The organism is Polynucleobacter sp. P1-05-14 (assembly GCF_018881675.1).
GTDB lineage: Bacteria > Pseudomonadota > Gammaproteobacteria > Burkholderiales > Burkholderiaceae > Polynucleobacter.
In genome coordinates this window covers 104080-118856 of sequence record NZ_JACVPV010000001.1, presented here as the reverse complement: position 1 = coordinate 118856, position 14777 = coordinate 104080, and the positions used below count along the sequence as shown (strand labels likewise).

The 14777-nt window shown below is 46.4% G+C and carries 16 protein-coding genes; 8 read left to right on the top strand and 8 right to left on the bottom strand.

The window, feature by feature from the left end; all coding sequences use genetic code 11:
* Positions 1-88 precede the first annotated feature (88 nt).
* Together ICN37_RS00675 and ICN37_RS00670 are read right to left on the bottom strand one after the other, a co-directional pair.
* A complete protein-coding gene (locus tag ICN37_RS00675; RefSeq protein WP_216154313.1) occupies positions 89-793 on the bottom strand; it encodes a transposase in 705 nt (234 codons plus the stop codon).
* A gap of 12 nt (positions 794-805) precedes the next feature.
* Positions 806-3142: a penicillin-binding protein 1A gene (locus tag ICN37_RS00670; RefSeq protein WP_216154312.1), complete on the bottom strand. Its 2337-nt coding sequence runs from the start codon at positions 3140-3142 to the stop codon at positions 806-808.
* 105 nt (positions 3143-3247) lie between these two features.
* On the opposite strand from ICN37_RS00670, the gene ICN37_RS00665 reads away from it, so the two are divergent.
* Genes ICN37_RS00665 through aroB form a run of 4 tightly spaced genes read left to right on the top strand, consistent with a single transcriptional unit; the run spans position 3248 to position 6730 of the window.
* Positions 3248-3976 carry a superinfection exclusion B family protein gene (locus ICN37_RS00665; RefSeq protein WP_216154311.1) on the top strand — a complete coding sequence of 243 codons (729 nt, stop codon included), beginning with the start codon at positions 3248-3250 and terminating at the stop codon, positions 3974-3976.
* Positions 3973-5094 (top strand): secretin and TonB N-terminal domain-containing protein, encoded by a 1122-nt coding sequence (locus ICN37_RS00660; protein WP_255538426.1) that lies wholly within the window; start codon positions 3973-3975, stop codon positions 5092-5094. The genes ICN37_RS00665 and ICN37_RS00660 overlap by 4 nt, the downstream gene beginning before the upstream one ends.
* A 12-nt stretch (positions 5095-5106) precedes the next feature.
* Complete coding sequence (locus tag ICN37_RS00655) at positions 5107-5631, top strand: shikimate kinase (protein WP_216154310.1); 525 nt, start codon at positions 5107-5109, stop codon at positions 5629-5631.
* A gap of 16 nt (positions 5632-5647) precedes the next feature.
* Positions 5648-6730 carry a 3-dehydroquinate synthase gene (gene aroB / locus ICN37_RS00650; RefSeq protein ID WP_216154309.1) on the top strand — a complete coding sequence of 361 codons (1083 nt, stop codon included), beginning with the start codon at positions 5648-5650 and terminating at the stop codon, positions 6728-6730.
* On the opposite strand, the gene cyaY is transcribed toward aroB, so the two are convergent.
* On the bottom strand, positions 6727-7134 hold the full coding sequence (gene cyaY, locus ICN37_RS00645; protein ID WP_255538425.1) for an iron donor protein CyaY: 408 nt from the start codon (positions 7132-7134) through the stop codon (positions 6727-6729). The genes aroB and cyaY overlap by 4 nt on opposite strands.
* Positions 7135-7151: 17 nt before the next feature.
* Here cyaY and ICN37_RS11645 point away from each other — a divergent pair, with 17 nt between their 5' ends.
* Both ICN37_RS11645 and lysA read left to right on the top strand, forming a co-directional pair.
* Positions 7152-7343 (top strand): lipoprotein, encoded by a 192-nt coding sequence (locus tag ICN37_RS11645; RefSeq protein WP_223146583.1) that lies wholly within the window; start codon positions 7152-7154, stop codon positions 7341-7343.
* On the top strand, positions 7343-8641 hold the full coding sequence (lysA, locus tag ICN37_RS00640; RefSeq protein WP_216154308.1) for a diaminopimelate decarboxylase: 1299 nt from the start codon (positions 7343-7345) through the stop codon (positions 8639-8641). The genes ICN37_RS11645 and lysA overlap by 1 nt, the downstream gene beginning before the upstream one ends.
* A gap of 98 nt (positions 8642-8739) precedes the next feature.
* On the opposite strand, the gene ICN37_RS00635 is transcribed toward lysA, so the two are convergent.
* Positions 8740-9465, bottom strand: a complete 726-nt coding sequence (locus ICN37_RS00635; protein WP_216154307.1) for a cytochrome c — start codon at positions 9463-9465, stop codon at positions 8740-8742.
* A gap of 114 nt (positions 9466-9579) precedes the next feature.
* On the opposite strand from ICN37_RS00635, the gene yihA reads away from it, so the two are divergent.
* Together yihA and hemB are read left to right on the top strand one after the other, a co-directional pair.
* A complete protein-coding gene (yihA, locus tag ICN37_RS00630) occupies positions 9580-10245 on the top strand; it encodes a ribosome biogenesis GTP-binding protein YihA/YsxC (protein ID WP_216154306.1) in 666 nt (221 codons plus the stop codon).
* A complete protein-coding gene (gene hemB / locus ICN37_RS00625) occupies positions 10223-11257 on the top strand; it encodes a porphobilinogen synthase (protein ID WP_255538424.1) in 1035 nt (344 codons plus the stop codon). The genes yihA and hemB overlap by 23 nt, the downstream gene beginning before the upstream one ends.
* A gap of 17 nt (positions 11258-11274) precedes the next feature.
* On the opposite strand, the gene dsbD is transcribed toward hemB, so the two are convergent.
* From dsbD to rpoA, 4 genes are all read right to left on the bottom strand, one after another.
* A complete protein-coding gene (dsbD, locus tag ICN37_RS00620) occupies positions 11275-12954 on the bottom strand; it encodes a protein-disulfide reductase DsbD (RefSeq protein ID WP_216154305.1) in 1680 nt (559 codons plus the stop codon).
* Positions 12951-13301 carry a divalent-cation tolerance protein CutA gene (cutA, locus tag ICN37_RS00615; RefSeq protein WP_216154304.1) on the bottom strand — a complete coding sequence of 117 codons (351 nt, stop codon included), beginning with the start codon at positions 13299-13301 and terminating at the stop codon, positions 12951-12953. Before cutA ends, dsbD begins: the two co-directional genes overlap by 4 nt.
* Positions 13302-13370: 69 nt before the next feature.
* Entirely contained in the window at positions 13371-13763 is a 393-nt protein-coding gene (gene rplQ / locus ICN37_RS00610) for a 50S ribosomal protein L17 (RefSeq protein ID WP_072582073.1), read from the bottom strand.
* A 16-nt stretch (positions 13764-13779) separates the two neighbouring features.
* On the bottom strand, positions 13780-14760 hold the full coding sequence (gene rpoA, locus ICN37_RS00605) for a DNA-directed RNA polymerase subunit alpha (protein ID WP_215321281.1): 981 nt from the start codon (positions 14758-14760) through the stop codon (positions 13780-13782).
* Between the last annotated feature and the right edge of the window lie 17 nt (positions 14761-14777).

The window sequence follows — 14777 nt, the reverse complement described above, 5'->3', positions numbered from 1 at the left end:
AGATGTCGCACCAATATGAATTCTATATATGGGGACAGAGTCGAAATACTCAATACCCTATTTGAAATATAGGGAAAGCATTAATCAACTAAGTGATTGAATTTAAAGAGTGAATTTTTCTAGGGCGCCCACGATGGCGAATTAATGCAAGCTCCGGAGTATCTTTAAAGAGCTTTTTAGCATAAATATCACTGACCCAAGGCTTGGATCGCAATAGAGATTCTGTGATTTGGCGGTCTTCCCAGTGAGGCGCACCCTCTTTTACAAAGTTTGACCAGCTCATCTGCCTCTCAAAAGGGGTGTTACCCAACTTCCAAAAATGCTGATGGTCTACCAACCAAGGCTCTGCATTGCCACCAATGTGGGTTGCAAAACTCGTCCATGTAGAGCTTTGGGGATTGGATTCATAACCAGATCTCACCGGATTGAGCTCTATATAACGCTGGCAGCGTAAAAAATAATCCGGGTCAATCAAAGACGAGCGATAGCGCCCCTCCCAAATAGTTCCCGAGCGGCGGTGCTGTTGATTGAAGTATTGCGCATAACGACGGCCAAGAGACTGCATTGTTTTCGCAAGCGAATCTTCGCTTTGGGGAGTCATGAGTAAATGCACATGGTTAGGCATTAAAGCAAACGCATGCACAGCGCAACCAAACTGCCTAGCAGCTTCACGCAACCACTCTAGATAAGTGCGACGATCTTCATCGGCAAAGAAAATGGTTTCACGATTATTGCCGCGGACCATCACATGCATTGCTTGGCCTGGTATTACTGTACGCGCTTGCCGTGCCATGTTGAAAACGAACTATTGCAGTTCGCGAACACCGCCGTTAGTAGAGAAGTCCGGGATAAACCAGTCGCCATCAACTTGCGTTACGCCGCTTGGCACTTCGCGGGAGATCTGAGGGCTATCTTTTAACGCAGTCGCCATATAAGAAATCCACATTGGCAAAGCAAGTCCGCCACCAGTCTCTCGATCGCCCAAACTCGCAGGCTTATCAAAGCCAATCCATGCAATCGCAACTACCTTAGGGTTATAGCCAGCAAACCAGGCATCGTGCGAATCATTCGTTGTGCCTGTTTTACCTGCAATGTCGCTTCGCCCCAACTTACCTCGCGCAGAGGCTGCAGTACCCGTCTTGGTTACCTCTTGCAGCATGCTGTCCATCACAAATGCAGTGCGCGCATCCAACACACGAGGCGCATCTTCGCCCGCATGCGTAGGCTTTGCTTCGAACATGACGGTGCCTTTAGAGTCCACCATCTTGTCAATCAAGAATGGATCCACACGATAGCCGCCATTGGCAAACACACTATAAGCAGAGGCCATCTGCAACGGAGTTACAGAACCCGCGCCCAAAGCCATTGTTAAGTAAGGGGGATGTTTTTCTGGTTCAAAGCCAAAACGCTGAATATATTCCTGCGCATAAGAGGGGCCGATGGCGCGAATGATGCGAACCGACACTAAGTTCTTTGATTTTGCCAAGGCATTGCGCAAGCGCATCATGCCGTCGTATTTACCATCGTAGTTTTTTGGCTCCCAAGCCTGACTGCCAGTCTCCATGCCACCAATAGATAAAGGTGCATCGTTCACCATCGTACTTGGGGTAAAGCCTTTTTCAATGGCGGCGGCATAGATAAATGGTTTAAATGAGGAACCAGGCTGACGTAAAGCTTGCGTCACGTGATTGAATTGGTTACGACGGAAATCAAAGCCGCCCACTAAAGATAGAATTGCGCCGGTCTCTGCATTCATGGACACAAAGGCAGCCTCAACTTGTGGCAGCTGGGCCAATTTCCAAACCCCTCCATCTGAAAGAAGTCGCACTATAGCGCCAGGGCGCAAGCGTTTTTTGGGCTGAGTGCTATCAGTAATAGAAGCAGCCGCCAATTTCATACCCTCACCTTTAATAGTGATGGTGTCTCCAGTCGAAATCATGACTTGCATTTCTTTCGGTTTAACGTCGAGCACAATCCCAGACTGCAAATCATCCAACTGCGGATAAGCAAGTAATGCCTCGTCAATCGCGCGCTGGCGCTTCACAGAGTCTTCGGGAAGATCGATAAAACCCTCTGGGCCACGATAAGCATGCCGTAAATCGTATTCAAAAATTCCACGTCGGACTGCTTTATAAGCGGCATCTTGATCGGCTTTTAAGATAGTCGTGTAGACGTCGATCCCTTGTGAATAGATTGCCTCTCCATACTGCGTGAAGAGTAATTGACGAACCATTTCAGCGGGGAAGTCAGCACGAACCGCAAACTCATTACCCAAGCCGCGAATATGTAATTCTTCAATCATCGCTTTTTGGTATTCCTCTGGTGTGATGTAACCCAGATCGCGCATGCGCTGAAGAATGTACTCTTGACGAATCTTGGCACGGCGGTAGTTGGTCACTGGGTTATAAGCCGAAGGCGCCTTAGGCAGGCCAGCCAGCATTGCGGCTTGAGCAATGCTAATGTCCTTCAATTCAATACCAAAGTAAATTTGCGCTGCGCTTGAGAAACCAAAAGCTCTTTGACCCAAGAAAATTTGGTTCATATAGATTTCTAAAATCTTGTCTTTAGTCAGTTGAGATTCAATCTCCCATGCCAAAAGAATTTCGTAAATCTTGCGGCTAAATGTCTTCTCGTTACTTAAGAAGAAATTTCTTGCCACCTGCATTGTGATGGTCGAGGCGCCCTGAGCTAAATGTCCGCGGAGATTGGCAACCCCCGCTCTAAGAACACCAACGTAGTCAACCCCGCCATGGGAATAGAAACGATCGTCCTCTGTAGCAATAACGGCGTTTCGCATTGCCATCGGAATTTCATTTAGCGGGATGACTTTACGACGCTCTTCACCAAACTCACCAATCAATACCTTGTCGGCGGTGTAAATCCGCAGAGGTGTTTTTGGGTTGTAATCAGTTAAAGCGGAAATTTTTGGCAAATTCGGCTTGGCAATTAAAAAAGCATAACCAAGGAGCAGTGATAGGGCTATCGCGCCTACAGCGGCAACAATGAGTAAAGCCTTTATTAGAGGACTTCCTAATGAATTTCTTGGCAAGCCAGGCTCAACTCGTGAATTCCGAGGGCGTCTATCGGATGGACGAATGGGGCGCTGATTCAGCGGCGGCTTGTCTTTTGGAGGTAAGGCCATATGTCCAAATTATAGGGCGCTTAGGCAAATTCCTTAAAAGCTCCAAAACCCCCGTCCGGCCCATAGACAAGATCTAATTTCTGACGGTGGGTTCAATCTAGGCTGATGGATTTTCAGCACCCAAAACAGAAGAATATGGGTATGCCAGCACGCCATATTTCCAGCCAATCTTTTGATGAAATTCTGAGTGATCTCGGCGATGACCCAGCCATCCCCGACCCCCATGGAATACGCAAGCCCCCTCCCCATCAAAGTACACCGCCTAGAGCTACAAACCAAGGTAAAAGTAATCCCTTTACAGAGTCTTTAAGTCCCGTTCAGATCAAAAATTCACTCCAAGGAATTGCACTTCCAATCGCCTTGATTGGCATCTTGATGGTAGTGACTATTGCATTTTTTGTAGCCTACACCTCACTAAATAAGCAATCCCAAGATGCCTTGGAGGCATCCCAACAACAGCTTTCGGAATTGAAAAAAGAGATACTATTAACACGCGATCAAATTAATCAAGATCAGGATGAGTTATATCTAGCAATTGATGAAATAGAAGTGAGTATTCACTCTTTAAAGGAAAGAAAGCCTGAAATAAGATCCCCCAACAGGCCGCAAGCACCAACCCATGAGTCGGAGCTACGCCGCTGGCGCTACCTTGGCACCTCCCAAATGGGCAATACCCAGCAAGCCTATTTTCATACAGGGAAAAGCCATCTTGCCTTTGAGAAGGGGGCGCAGGTTTTAGGGGAATGGCGCCTAAGCTCTATAGAAAAAGGACTTGTGACCCTGACCCATTCCCAGGGCAAATCTCTGCTTCTGAAGGCTTCAAAAAGCGAATGAAGCTCAGCCTAAATAACGCCCAGAAATACTTCAAACTGCTCACCTCTTGGTTAGCTGTATTGATGCTTTTATCCAGCAATACAGCAATGGGTAATGCGCCCTCACAAAATCATTTCCTGATCCCTATTAGCCTGCAATTTACCGATATTGAATTAACTGAACTTTTAGAAACTATGGCGAAATTGGGTAATACCAATTTTTTATTAAGCGAATCCATTAAAGGGAAGATCTCTATAGACCTTAGAAATACCCCCTGGCAAACAGCCCTTCACTCCATTCTGGCAAGCCGCGGCTTACGACTGGTGCGCAATGGAGAAATCTACTGGATTGGGCCTCACGCAGAAATCCAAGCCTTTCAGAAATTCCGGCGTGAAGACGCCGCCCTCCCCTTTGGTGGAGACCACATTAATAGTCCAAGGCAAATCCTCATAGAAGCCCGAATAGTTGAGGCTGATGAGCGCTTTGCCCGTGAGCTAGGGGTTAAGCTGGGATATCAAGCCAATGGTGTCGGGGATAAAGCAGATCAAAAATTGATTGGCAGTATGGATCTGGGCGGCGCTGGTTTGAGTGGTTTTAATCCAGCAACCATGGCCGCAACCTTAGTCTCCAGAAATGGAAGCCGCATTTTGCAGGCAGAACTTTCTGCGCTTGAATCTGAAGGTCAGGGCAAGATTCTTTCCAACCCACGCATCATGACTGGCGACCAAGTGAAGGCAACCATTGAGCAAGGCACAGAACTACCCTATCAAACCTCGAATCAAAATGGTAGCAAGTTGCAATTTAGAAAGGCAAACCTTCGCCTAGAGGTTTTGCCAAAAATCCATCCAGACGGAAAGATATCAATGCTGGTGGGCATTAATAAGGACACCGTAGGCATGAAAACAGAACAGGGATATGCCATTGACACCAAAAGCCTGAGCTCAGAGGTCACCGTTGAAAACGGCGGGACAGCCATCATTGGCGGCATTTTCCAAACTACCGAACGGGAAGACGAAGTCAAAATCCCGCTCTTAGGCGATATACCCCTCATTGGTCATTTTTTTCGTCATAAATCCAAATTACAAGACAAAACCGAGCTACTTGTCTTTTTAACTCCGACCGTTCTCGACAAACCCTAATAAAATCGGAGGGTGAACTCCTCGACAAACAATATCTTTCTAATCGGCCTCATGGGCGCTGGGAAGTCGACCGTCGGTAAAGTCTTGGCAAAAAAATTAGGTCGTCGCTTTCTAGATGCCGACCACGTCATTGAAGAGCGCTGTGGCGTAAAAATCCCCGTCATTTTTGAAATGGAAGGCGAAGAAGGATTTCGTAAAAGAGAAGCACAAGCCATTCGTGAAATTACCGCTGAGCAAAATATTATTTTGGCAACCGGCGGTGGCGCTGTTCTCTCAACAGAAAATCGGCAGGCATTAAGTGAAGGTGGCACTGTGATTTATCTTCACGCAAACCCAATTGAACTTTGGCATCGCACCAAAGGTGGCGAGGGTCGCCCTCTATTAAAAAATGGGGATGCCAAAAAGATTTTAGAAAACTTATATGCCGTTCGCGATCCTCTGTATCGTGAAATGGCTGACCATGTGATTGAGACTGGCAAGCCCAGCGTTAATCAACTAGTCAACACCTTAATCATGCAGCTTGAACTTTCCGCTTAAATACATTGGCACTACGATGAAAACACTTGAAGTTGATCTTGGCAATCGCAGTTACCCAATTTATATTGGCAAAGATCTCATTGACCAAGCAAGCTTATTTAAGGCCTGTGAAAAAGCTACCTCTATTTATATCGTTAGCAACACTACGGTTGCTCCTCTGTATGCCGAGCGTCTTACTAAAACGCTGAGCACTTTTGGGAAACCCGTTAGAACAATTGTTCTGCCTGATGGTGAGTCATATAAAGACTGGAAAAATCTGCAGTTGATTTTTGATGACCTTTTAAAGTTTGGCGCTGATCGCCACACCATGTTGGTTGCCCTGGGTGGTGGCGTTATAGGCGATATGACTGGATTTGCTGCGGCTAGCTTTATGCGCGGCATTCGCTTTATCCAAGTACCCACTACCTTGCTTGCACAGGTAGACTCTTCCGTTGGCGGTAAAACTGGCATCAACCATCCGCTAGGTAAAAATATGATTGGCGCCTTTCATCAGCCAGTTGCCGTGATTGCCGATCTCAATACCCTAAAGACTCTACCCCCAAGAGAATTGTCTGCCGGTCTTGCTGAAGTTGTAAAGCATGGTGCTATTGCAGATGCCCAATTCTTAGACTGGATTGAATCCAATGCTACGCCGCTGCTAGCCTGCGATACAGGAGCAATGGGCCACGCTGTCTTACGCTCTTGTGAAATTAAATCTGCCGTGGTTTCTGCAGATGAAAGGGAGGGCGGTATCCGTGCAACCCTCAATTTTGGTCATACCTTTGGTCACGCAATTGAAGCGGGCATGGGCTACGGGGAATGGTTACATGGTGAAGCTGTTGGATGCGGCATGGTGATGGGTGCGGATCTGTCACGTCGACTCAACTACATTAGCGACGCAGATTTCCAGCGTCTCACCAAAATCATCCAATCTATGAATTTACCAACTACGCCGCCAAAGTTTGGTGTAGGGCGTTATATGGAACTTATGCAGGTTGATAAAAAAACCGAGGGCGGTCAAATCCGTTATGTTGTTTTAGAAAAGATTGGTAAAGCCCAGATTAAAAGCGTAGCTGATGCCCAAGTGATTGAAACTTTAAGTGCTACTGGCGCAGCTTAAATCAAGCTCATATTAACTGCTTGACCAGCCTGAGCGCTCGTAAACTCAGTCAAATCGCTTAACAGCTCTTTTCCTGTTTTGGTATCAAGCCACAAAGGTTGTGCCATAGTGCCAGCCCAGCGATAGTGATATCCACCCGATTTGGCAGCGACCCAAATCTCATGCAAAGGTGGTTGAGTATTAATCACAATGACACTTTTATCCTTAAAACGAATATTAATAACGTTCCCGCCTTGGCGCTCAATATCCAAGTCGAGATCTAATGCTTCATCAGCAGTCTCCAACGCCACCTCTATGGAATGCAATAAATTGCTTCCCAGCTGGTAAAACTGCTTGTCATCGATGGTTTCTACGCCTGGATCGTTTGGATTCATACCGGAGTCCTGCATGCTATATTCAATCATTCGTTTTAGAGACATTCATGATAGCGATTCTTAATAGAACCCTCTGCCTTAGCCTTCTAATATCCCTTGTTGGGTGTGGGGTAAGAGGACCGCTATTTATGCCAAATGTGCCACCAGTTCCGTCAGCTCCTACAGAGCCGGAACCTAAAGGCAAGCTATACCCACCTCAAACCCCTGCTAGCCCAAGCAATTCTTCATCGGCCAAGTAATGAAAAGCAAAGCAATCCCCCTTCCTAAGTTATCCGGGTTTACTGAACGCGATGGCAACTGGTATGCCGAAGAAATTCTACTCGCAGACTTAGCAAAAGAATTTGGTACGCCGCTGTACATCTACAGCAAAAATGCATTGACTGAAGCTTACCAAGCCTACGACAAGGCATGCGTTGATAGCAATGGCAAACGTCGTGCCCGCGTGCACTACGCCATGAAGGCAAACAGCAATTTAGCGGTGATTGATTGCTTTAAAAAACTGGGTGCTGGATTTGATTTAGTGAGTGGCGGTGAGTTAGCTCGTGCATTAGCAATTGACGCAGATCCAAAGAGCCTAGTATTTGCAGGTGTAGGTAAATCTGCTGCTGAAATCGCTACAGCCCTCAAAGCTGGCGTCAAATGTATTAATGTTGAATCGATTGCTGAACTGCATAAGATTAATCGCGTAGCCACTGAACTCAATTGCCGCGCCCCGATTTCTTTACGCGTTAATCCTGATGTAGATGCGCAAACCCATCCTTATATTTCCACTGGGCTTAAGGGCAATAAATTTGGCATCGCATATCACGAGGTTTTAAAAACCTATCGTGAAGCATCACAACTTTCTCAAATAGATGTAGTTGGAATTGATTGTCACATTGGCTCTCAAATCACGACCACCGCCCCTTACTTAGATGCGTTAGATAAAGCGTTAGATCTTGTCGTGCAACTGAAAAAAGAGGGTATTGTGATTCACCATCTTGATCTCGGTGGTGGTCTTGGTATTTCTTATAGTGATGAAACCCCGCCAGACATTACTGAATTTACGAACACCTTATTGAATCGAGTGGCTGAGCGTGGTTTTGGTCACCTTGACGTTGTGCTTGAGCCAGGCAGGTCATTAGTAGGCAATGCTGGCGTGCTACTAACAACTGTAGAGTATTTAAAGCCCGGTGCTGAGAAGAACTTCTGCATTGTTGATGCTGCAATGACTGAACTGATGCGACCTGCCCTATATGAAGCACATCATGGAATAGTGCCCGTACAAAAGAAGGCAGCAAAAGCATTGACCTATGACATCGTTGGTCCTGTTTGCGAATCTGGCGACTGGCTGGGAAGGGATCGTCATCTTGCGGTAGAGGAAGGCGATCTTCTAGCCATTCTGTCTGCTGGCGCTTATGGTTTTGTAATGGCATCCAACTACAACACGCGCCCTAAACCTGCGGAGATTATGGTTGATGGAAAAAATGCTTACGTTATTCGCACTCGCGAAAAAACTACTGACTTGTTTTCTTCTGAAACAGTTTTACCAAGTTAACAATCAGTAATTGGAGCACATTTAAACACTTTGCAAAAGTTTTAGTCAATAAAAAACCCCGCTGAAGTAGCGGGGTTTTGTTTTAAGGCTTTAGCTAATTAATGCAAGCCTGCGATGTAATCAGCTACCGCTTTCATTTCTTTATCCGAAAGCTTTGAAGCAATCGTTGTCATTTGACTACTGTTGGTGCGCACGCCTTCACGGAACGCTAGCAACTGGGCATTATTGTATTCAGCCCATTGACCGCCAAGGAGTGGGTACTGAGCAGGAATACCAGCGCCTGTTGGGCTGTGGCAGGCAGCACAAGCTGGAACGCCTTTTGCTGCAATACCACCACGATAAATACTTTGGCCTAATGCGATTGTTTCTTTATCTTGAGCAACACCCTGGGAGATAGGCTGCTTAGATAAAAAAGCTGAAATATTTTGCATGTCTTCTTGAGTCAAAGTGGCGGCCATACCCATCATGATTGGATTTGCGCGAGTGCCTTCTTTAAAGTTTTTCAACTGCTTTGTGAGGTACGCAGCATGCTGAGCGGAAAGCTTTGGCCATGTACCAATCGCACTTTGCCCTTTAGGGCCATGGCAAGTGATACAGGCAGTTACGCCACGAGTTGCATCGCCATTTGAATACAGCGCTTCACCGGCAGCTGGATCAACCTTAGGCTTACCTGGAACTTCTGCTTTAGCTTCTGGAGCAGCTGCCATAGGAGCGGCATCAGTAGCAAAAACTGTACCGGATACGCCGATCAGAGCGAAAATGGAGAGAGCCGCAAAACCAGCCCGTAAGCCAGTTAATTTGGAGATTTGAGAGGTTTGACGCATTATGTTTACCTTGGCAAAAATTCCTAAAAGTGTTTGGGCCCTGCATTTACAACCTTTTACCCAACACCATGAGATATTTCATGATTTTGCGTGATTTTACAATAGCTTCTGGACATGTCTAAACTCTTTCAAGCCCGATTCGCCACTACAGTCAATGACACCCATTGCCTGCCTGCCACTCCGCTGCGAGAGGTGGCCTTCGCCGGCCGCTCAAATGCGGGCAAATCTAGCGCCCTTAACATCCTTTGCAACCAAAAAAGACTAGCTTTTGCCAGTAAAACGCCTGGACGCACCCAACACATCAACTATTTCGGTGTTTTTGCAAAAGATGACCTGCTGGCTTATTTGGTCGACTTACCGGGCTACGGCTATGCGGCAGTCAATCACGAGACCAAATACCACTGGAATGCCCTTCTAAGCGACTATCTCCAAGAGCGGGAGCAGTTAGTGGGCATGATCCTGATTGTGGACTCTAGACGCGGAATAACCGACCTGGATGAGCAAATGATTCAGTGGTTTGTCCCTACCGGCAAGCCAATTCATGTTTTGCTGAGTAAGTGTGACAAATTGAACAAAAGCGAGTGTAAGCATGCTCTTGAGGCGGTCACTAAGCGACTGCAGCAATATGACCCAGCCCTGCCTGATGGAACGGGTGACTCCAAGCAACTTACGGCACAATTATTTTCAAGCACCAAACGGATTGGCCTTGAAGAGGCAGATAATTTAATCATTAAATGGCTATTTGAAGCAAAAACTCATGAAAATGAAATCACCAGCTAACCCATTGCTTAATTTTCCAGACCACCGTCCTCGCCGTATGCGTCGTGATGATTGGTCACGTCGCCTCATGCAAGAGAACAATGTTTCGGCCAATGATTTAATCTACCCCGTCTTTTTACTTGAAGGTCAAGGCAAATCCGAAGTAGTTGCCTCTATGCCTGGTGTTAACCGCCTTTCATTAGACTTCCTCATACCGGTCGCTCAAGAATGTATAGATCTAGGCATTCCGGTACTTGCGCTTTTTCCAGTAATCGATAGTGCATTAAAAACGCCTGATGGTAAAGAAGCCTTTAATCCAAACGGACTCATTCCTTCAGCAGTGCGTGAACTCAAAAAACGTTTCCCCAATTTAGGCATCATGACCGATGTAGCGCTTGATCCATATACAAGCCATGGTCAAGATGGCGTGCTTGATGAGCAAGGTCGTATTCTGAATGATGAAACGACTGCAATCTTAGTTCAGCAAGCGATCACGCAAGCAGAAGCTGGTGTGGATATTGTTGCACCATCAGACATGATGGATGGGCGCATCGGGAAAATTCGTGAAGCGCTCGAGCAAAAGAATTTAATTCACACCCGAATCATGGCTTACTCAGCTAAATATGCCTCCGCCTTTTATGGCCCCTTTAGAGATGCAGTTGGCTCTGCAAAGAACCTGGGTAAAGCCGATAAAAAAACATATCAAATGGATTGCGCTAATGGCGACGAGGCTTTGCGGGAGGTTGCTCTCGATATCAGCGAAGGTGCAGATATGGTCATGGTAAAGCCTGGGATGCCTTATTTGGATATCGTGCGTCGCGTCCGTGAAGAGTTTGACTACCCCACTTATGCCTATCAAGTAAGCGGTGAATATGCCATGCTCAAGGCTGCCGCACAAAATGGTTGGCTAGATCACGATGCTGTGATGATGGAATCACTGCTCTCATTTAAACGTGCGGGTGCTAATGGTGTTTTGACTTACTTCGCACTCGAAGCGGCGCGCTTGCTTAAGGCAAACGCAGCAGGCAAATAAAAAACGGATTTGATTTTTTATTGAGTGCTTGCTGCTTGTTTTAATCGTTCAATAAAACGCTGGGGTGGCATGTAGCCAATCACACGTTGGTCTTTTAGCTCTTCTGAATTTTGATTGAGGATCAGAATTCCTGGAGGACCAAATAAACCGAAGCGCTTAAGTAATACCTGGTTCTCAGGGCTATTTGCAGTAACGTCAGCTTGTACTAAGACAAACTGTTTTAGCTCTTTACTTACCTCTGGATTTGTAAAGGTATTTACTTCCATCTCCTTACAGCTAATACACCAGTCCGCATAAAAATCTAGGAGGACCACTTTCTTTTCTTCCTTGGCTTTGCTTAGTTGCGTATCTAACTCTGCAGGCGAATGAATCACTACAAAAGATAAATCACCAACCTCATGAATGCTCTGGCCGTTCACTAATTTTGCAGCTCCTGCAACATCATTTTTCTGGAGCAATGGCGAGGCAATCCATGCTGCCGTGGCGACCAGAAGAACTCCCAAGGTACGCTGTAAATAAACCATCCAAATACCCGTGGATGGAATCAGAATGCGGGCCTCAATCGCAATAAAGAATAGTGGTAGCCCCATTCCTAGGGCCATTACAAAAAGGAGTCCTGCGCCTAGACTCATAGAGCCGGTTTGCGCAATAAAGGCTAAAACGCCTGCCAGGGGCGCTGTAATACAGGGGCTGGCTACTAAAGTAGAAATACCCCCCAAAGCAAAAGCACCAAATACATTGCCGCCCTTTTGGCGCCCTGCCAACCGATCTACATGGTGATGCCATGATTGCGGCAACCGTAGGTCATACAAACCAAACAAACTGCCTGAAAGGGCCAAAAGTAGTAGGGCAAAAGCAGCTAATGCAAAGGGGCTCTGCAATGCACGCTGTACGCTCCCACCAAGGGCCGCCATAAGCACACCTGCCAAGGCGTATACCAACGCCATACCCAAGACATAGGCTAGCGCTAAGATACTGGCACGCCCCTTGGTTACAGCCTTACCATCTTGAGTACCAAAGATAACGCTCGACAAAATAGGCAACATGGGAAGGACGCAGGGTGTAAAAGCGAGCGCAAGCCCCAATACAAAGAAAGCTAGAAATAAATAAGCAGTTGAAGTGCTTTCTAAAAAGCGACCAATAGCATTGACGTCATCACGCTCACGCCATAAATCGGCCAAGCCGAATTCGCCGCCAACCTGGGAGCTAGATAAAGGCATGCCATCTAAAGCATCTGGAATCGGAGCTACTTTAACCCCCGGACCGGCGAGTAAAAATTTCAGGGTCATAGGTGGATAGCAAATGCCTGCCTCGGCGCAACCTTGCAGTGTTACAGCTGCATGGATCGGCTTGCCATCGGCAGGCTTTACATCTAAAAGTACTAGGAAGGGTTCTTTATAAACTTGCAGTTTTTTCTGAAAAGTTTCATCAAACTTCACCACGCCTGATGGCAATGAAGGCCCTATATTGCTTAGCTTCTCGGCCTGCGTGCCCGCTTGGAACTTTAAAGATTCTTGGTAGATGTAATAGCCTTTAGCAGGCAAAAATTCCAGCTCCACTTGATTGGAATTTTCTAACCAAGCAGCCTCCACTCGGAACGCTTTCTCTGGGGGCAAGAAATCCGGCGCAGCAAAAACTTGCGCGGAAAGGAATAAAAATAGGGCGAAGATCTTTGCTATAAAGGAATGCATTCTCATGACTTCGAATTTACCTCAGACTCGACCCACTTGCCGTATTGCCTTTCATATTGCTCTGGAGAAAAGGCCAATATTTCTGGTAAGTCATAAGGATGCGCGCTTTGAATAAAGGCTGAGATCTCAAGCCACTTTGATTCAGTCGTTTTTGCGGAAAGCAATACTTCATGCTCCTCGCAAACTTTACCCTTCCAGCGATAAATTGATTGAATACCCTCCGTAAGCTGCACACAAGCGGCGAAATTTCTCTCCACCAAGGCTCTTGCCAAGGCTGTGGCAACCTCTAAATTAGGAAGGCTCGTTAGCACCACCAAAAGCTTGCTGGAATTGGCTAGGGAGTTTTCAGACATTCTGTATTTATAACCTGATAAATGAAAAAAGCCAGACCGAAGCCTGGCTTTTTACCGTAACACCGAGACTTAAGCCTCTTCAGTTACTGCTGTTTCTTCAACTTCTGGGCGATCTACTAACTCAACCAAGGCCATTGGCGCATTGTCGCCATGACGGAAGCCAAACTTCAAAATACGAAGATAGCCACCTGGACGTGTTGCGTAACGTGGACCCAGCTCTGTAAAGAGTTTGGCTACGATATCGCGATCACGTGTGCGATTGAATGCTAAGCGACGGTTTGCTAAGTTGTCTTTTTTACCTAAGGTAATCAAGGGCTCAACAACCATGCGCAATTCTTTTGCTTTTGGCAAAGTCGTTTTAATGACCTCGTGCTCCAAAAGTGAATTGGACATGTTGCGCAGCATCGCCAAGCGATGTGATGATGTTCTGTTTAGTTTGCGTAAGCCGTTTCCGTGACGCATGATGCTTCCTTTCTAATTATTTCTCGAGGTTAGCTGGAGGCCAGCTTTCGAGTTTCATGCCAAGACTTAAGCCACGAGCAGCCAATACATCTTTGATTTCATTCAAAGATTTGCGACCCAGATTAGGCGTCTTCAACAATTCATTCTCAGTACGTTGAATCAAGTCACCGATGTAGTAAATGTTCTCAGCCTTCAAGCAGTTTGCAGAGCGAACTGTCAGCTCGAGATCATCAACCGGACGCATCAACATTGGATCAACCATTGATGAGCGGCTTGGTGCTAAATCACCAGAAACTTCGCTGCTCTCAAGAGCCGCGAATACAACTAATTGGTCAACCAAGATGCTAGCTGCTTGACGAATTGCTTCTTCAGGAGACAACACACCGTTTGTTTCAATCGTCATTACTAAACGATCGAGGTCGGTACGTTGCTCAACACGAGCAGACTCAACAGCATAGCTAACACGGCTTACTGGGCTGAATGAGGCATCCAGCACAATACGACCAATGATCTTAGTAGCTTCGTCGCTGTACTGACGAACGTTACCAGGTACATAACCACGGCCTTTTTCAACCTTGATCTGCATGTCCAACTTACCACCAGCTGACAAGTGAGCGATCACATGATCAGGGTTCATGATTTCTACATCATGTGGCAAATCGATATCTTTTGCCGTAACAACCCCTGGGCCTTCCTTGCGCAAATTGATAGTAACTTCATCACGTGACTGCAACTTAAATACGATACCTTTGAGGTTCAACAAGAGGTTTACTACATCCTCTTGAACTCCATCCAAAGTGGAGTACTCATGAACAACGCCTGCAATAGCTACTTCAGTTGGCGCATAACCAACCATCGAGGACAAGAGTACGCGACGTAATGCATTTCCGAGTGTGTGGCCATAGCCACGCTCGAACGGCTCCATAACAACCTTAGCTTGGTTGGCGGTAAGCGCTTCAACAGAAATAATCTTTGGCTTGAGCAAATTTGTTTGCATATTTTTTCCTTGAGAGT

Coding starts and splice junctions, on each gene's coding strand:
- ICN37_RS00675 (WP_216154313.1), bottom strand. CDS start 793: ATGGCACGGCAAGCGCGTACAGTAATACCAGGCCAAGCAATGCATGTG.
- ICN37_RS00670 (WP_216154312.1), bottom strand. CDS start 3,142: ATGGCCTTACCTCCAAAAGACAAGCCGCCGCTGAATCAGCGCCCCATT.
- ICN37_RS00665 (WP_216154311.1), top strand. CDS start 3,248: ATGGATTTTCAGCACCCAAAACAGAAGAATATGGGTATGCCAGCACGC.
- ICN37_RS00660 (WP_255538426.1), top strand. CDS start 3,973: ATGAAGCTCAGCCTAAATAACGCCCAGAAATACTTCAAACTGCTCACC.
- aroB (WP_216154309.1), top strand. CDS start 5,648: ATGAAAACACTTGAAGTTGATCTTGGCAATCGCAGTTACCCAATTTAT.
- cyaY (WP_255538425.1), bottom strand. CDS start 7,134: ATGATTGAATATAGCATGCAGGACTCCGGTATGAATCCAAACGATCCA.
- ICN37_RS11645 (WP_223146583.1), top strand. CDS start 7,152: ATGATAGCGATTCTTAATAGAACCCTCTGCCTTAGCCTTCTAATATCC.
- lysA (WP_216154308.1), top strand. CDS start 7,343: ATGAAAAGCAAAGCAATCCCCCTTCCTAAGTTATCCGGGTTTACTGAA.
- ICN37_RS00635 (WP_216154307.1), bottom strand. CDS start 9,465: ATGCGTCAAACCTCTCAAATCTCCAAATTAACTGGCTTACGGGCTGGT.
- yihA (WP_216154306.1), top strand. CDS start 9,580: ATGTCTAAACTCTTTCAAGCCCGATTCGCCACTACAGTCAATGACACC.
- hemB (WP_255538424.1), top strand. CDS start 10,223: ATGAAAATGAAATCACCAGCTAACCCATTGCTTAATTTTCCAGACCAC.
- dsbD (WP_216154305.1), bottom strand. CDS start 12,954: ATGAGAATGCATTCCTTTATAGCAAAGATCTTCGCCCTATTTTTATTC.
- cutA (WP_216154304.1), bottom strand. CDS start 13,301: ATGTCTGAAAACTCCCTAGCCAATTCCAGCAAGCTTTTGGTGGTGCTA.
- rplQ (WP_072582073.1), bottom strand. CDS start 13,763: ATGCGTCACGGAAACGGCTTACGCAAACTAAACAGAACATCATCACAT.
- rpoA (WP_215321281.1), bottom strand. CDS start 14,760: ATGCAAACAAATTTGCTCAAGCCAAAGATTATTTCTGTTGAAGCGCTT.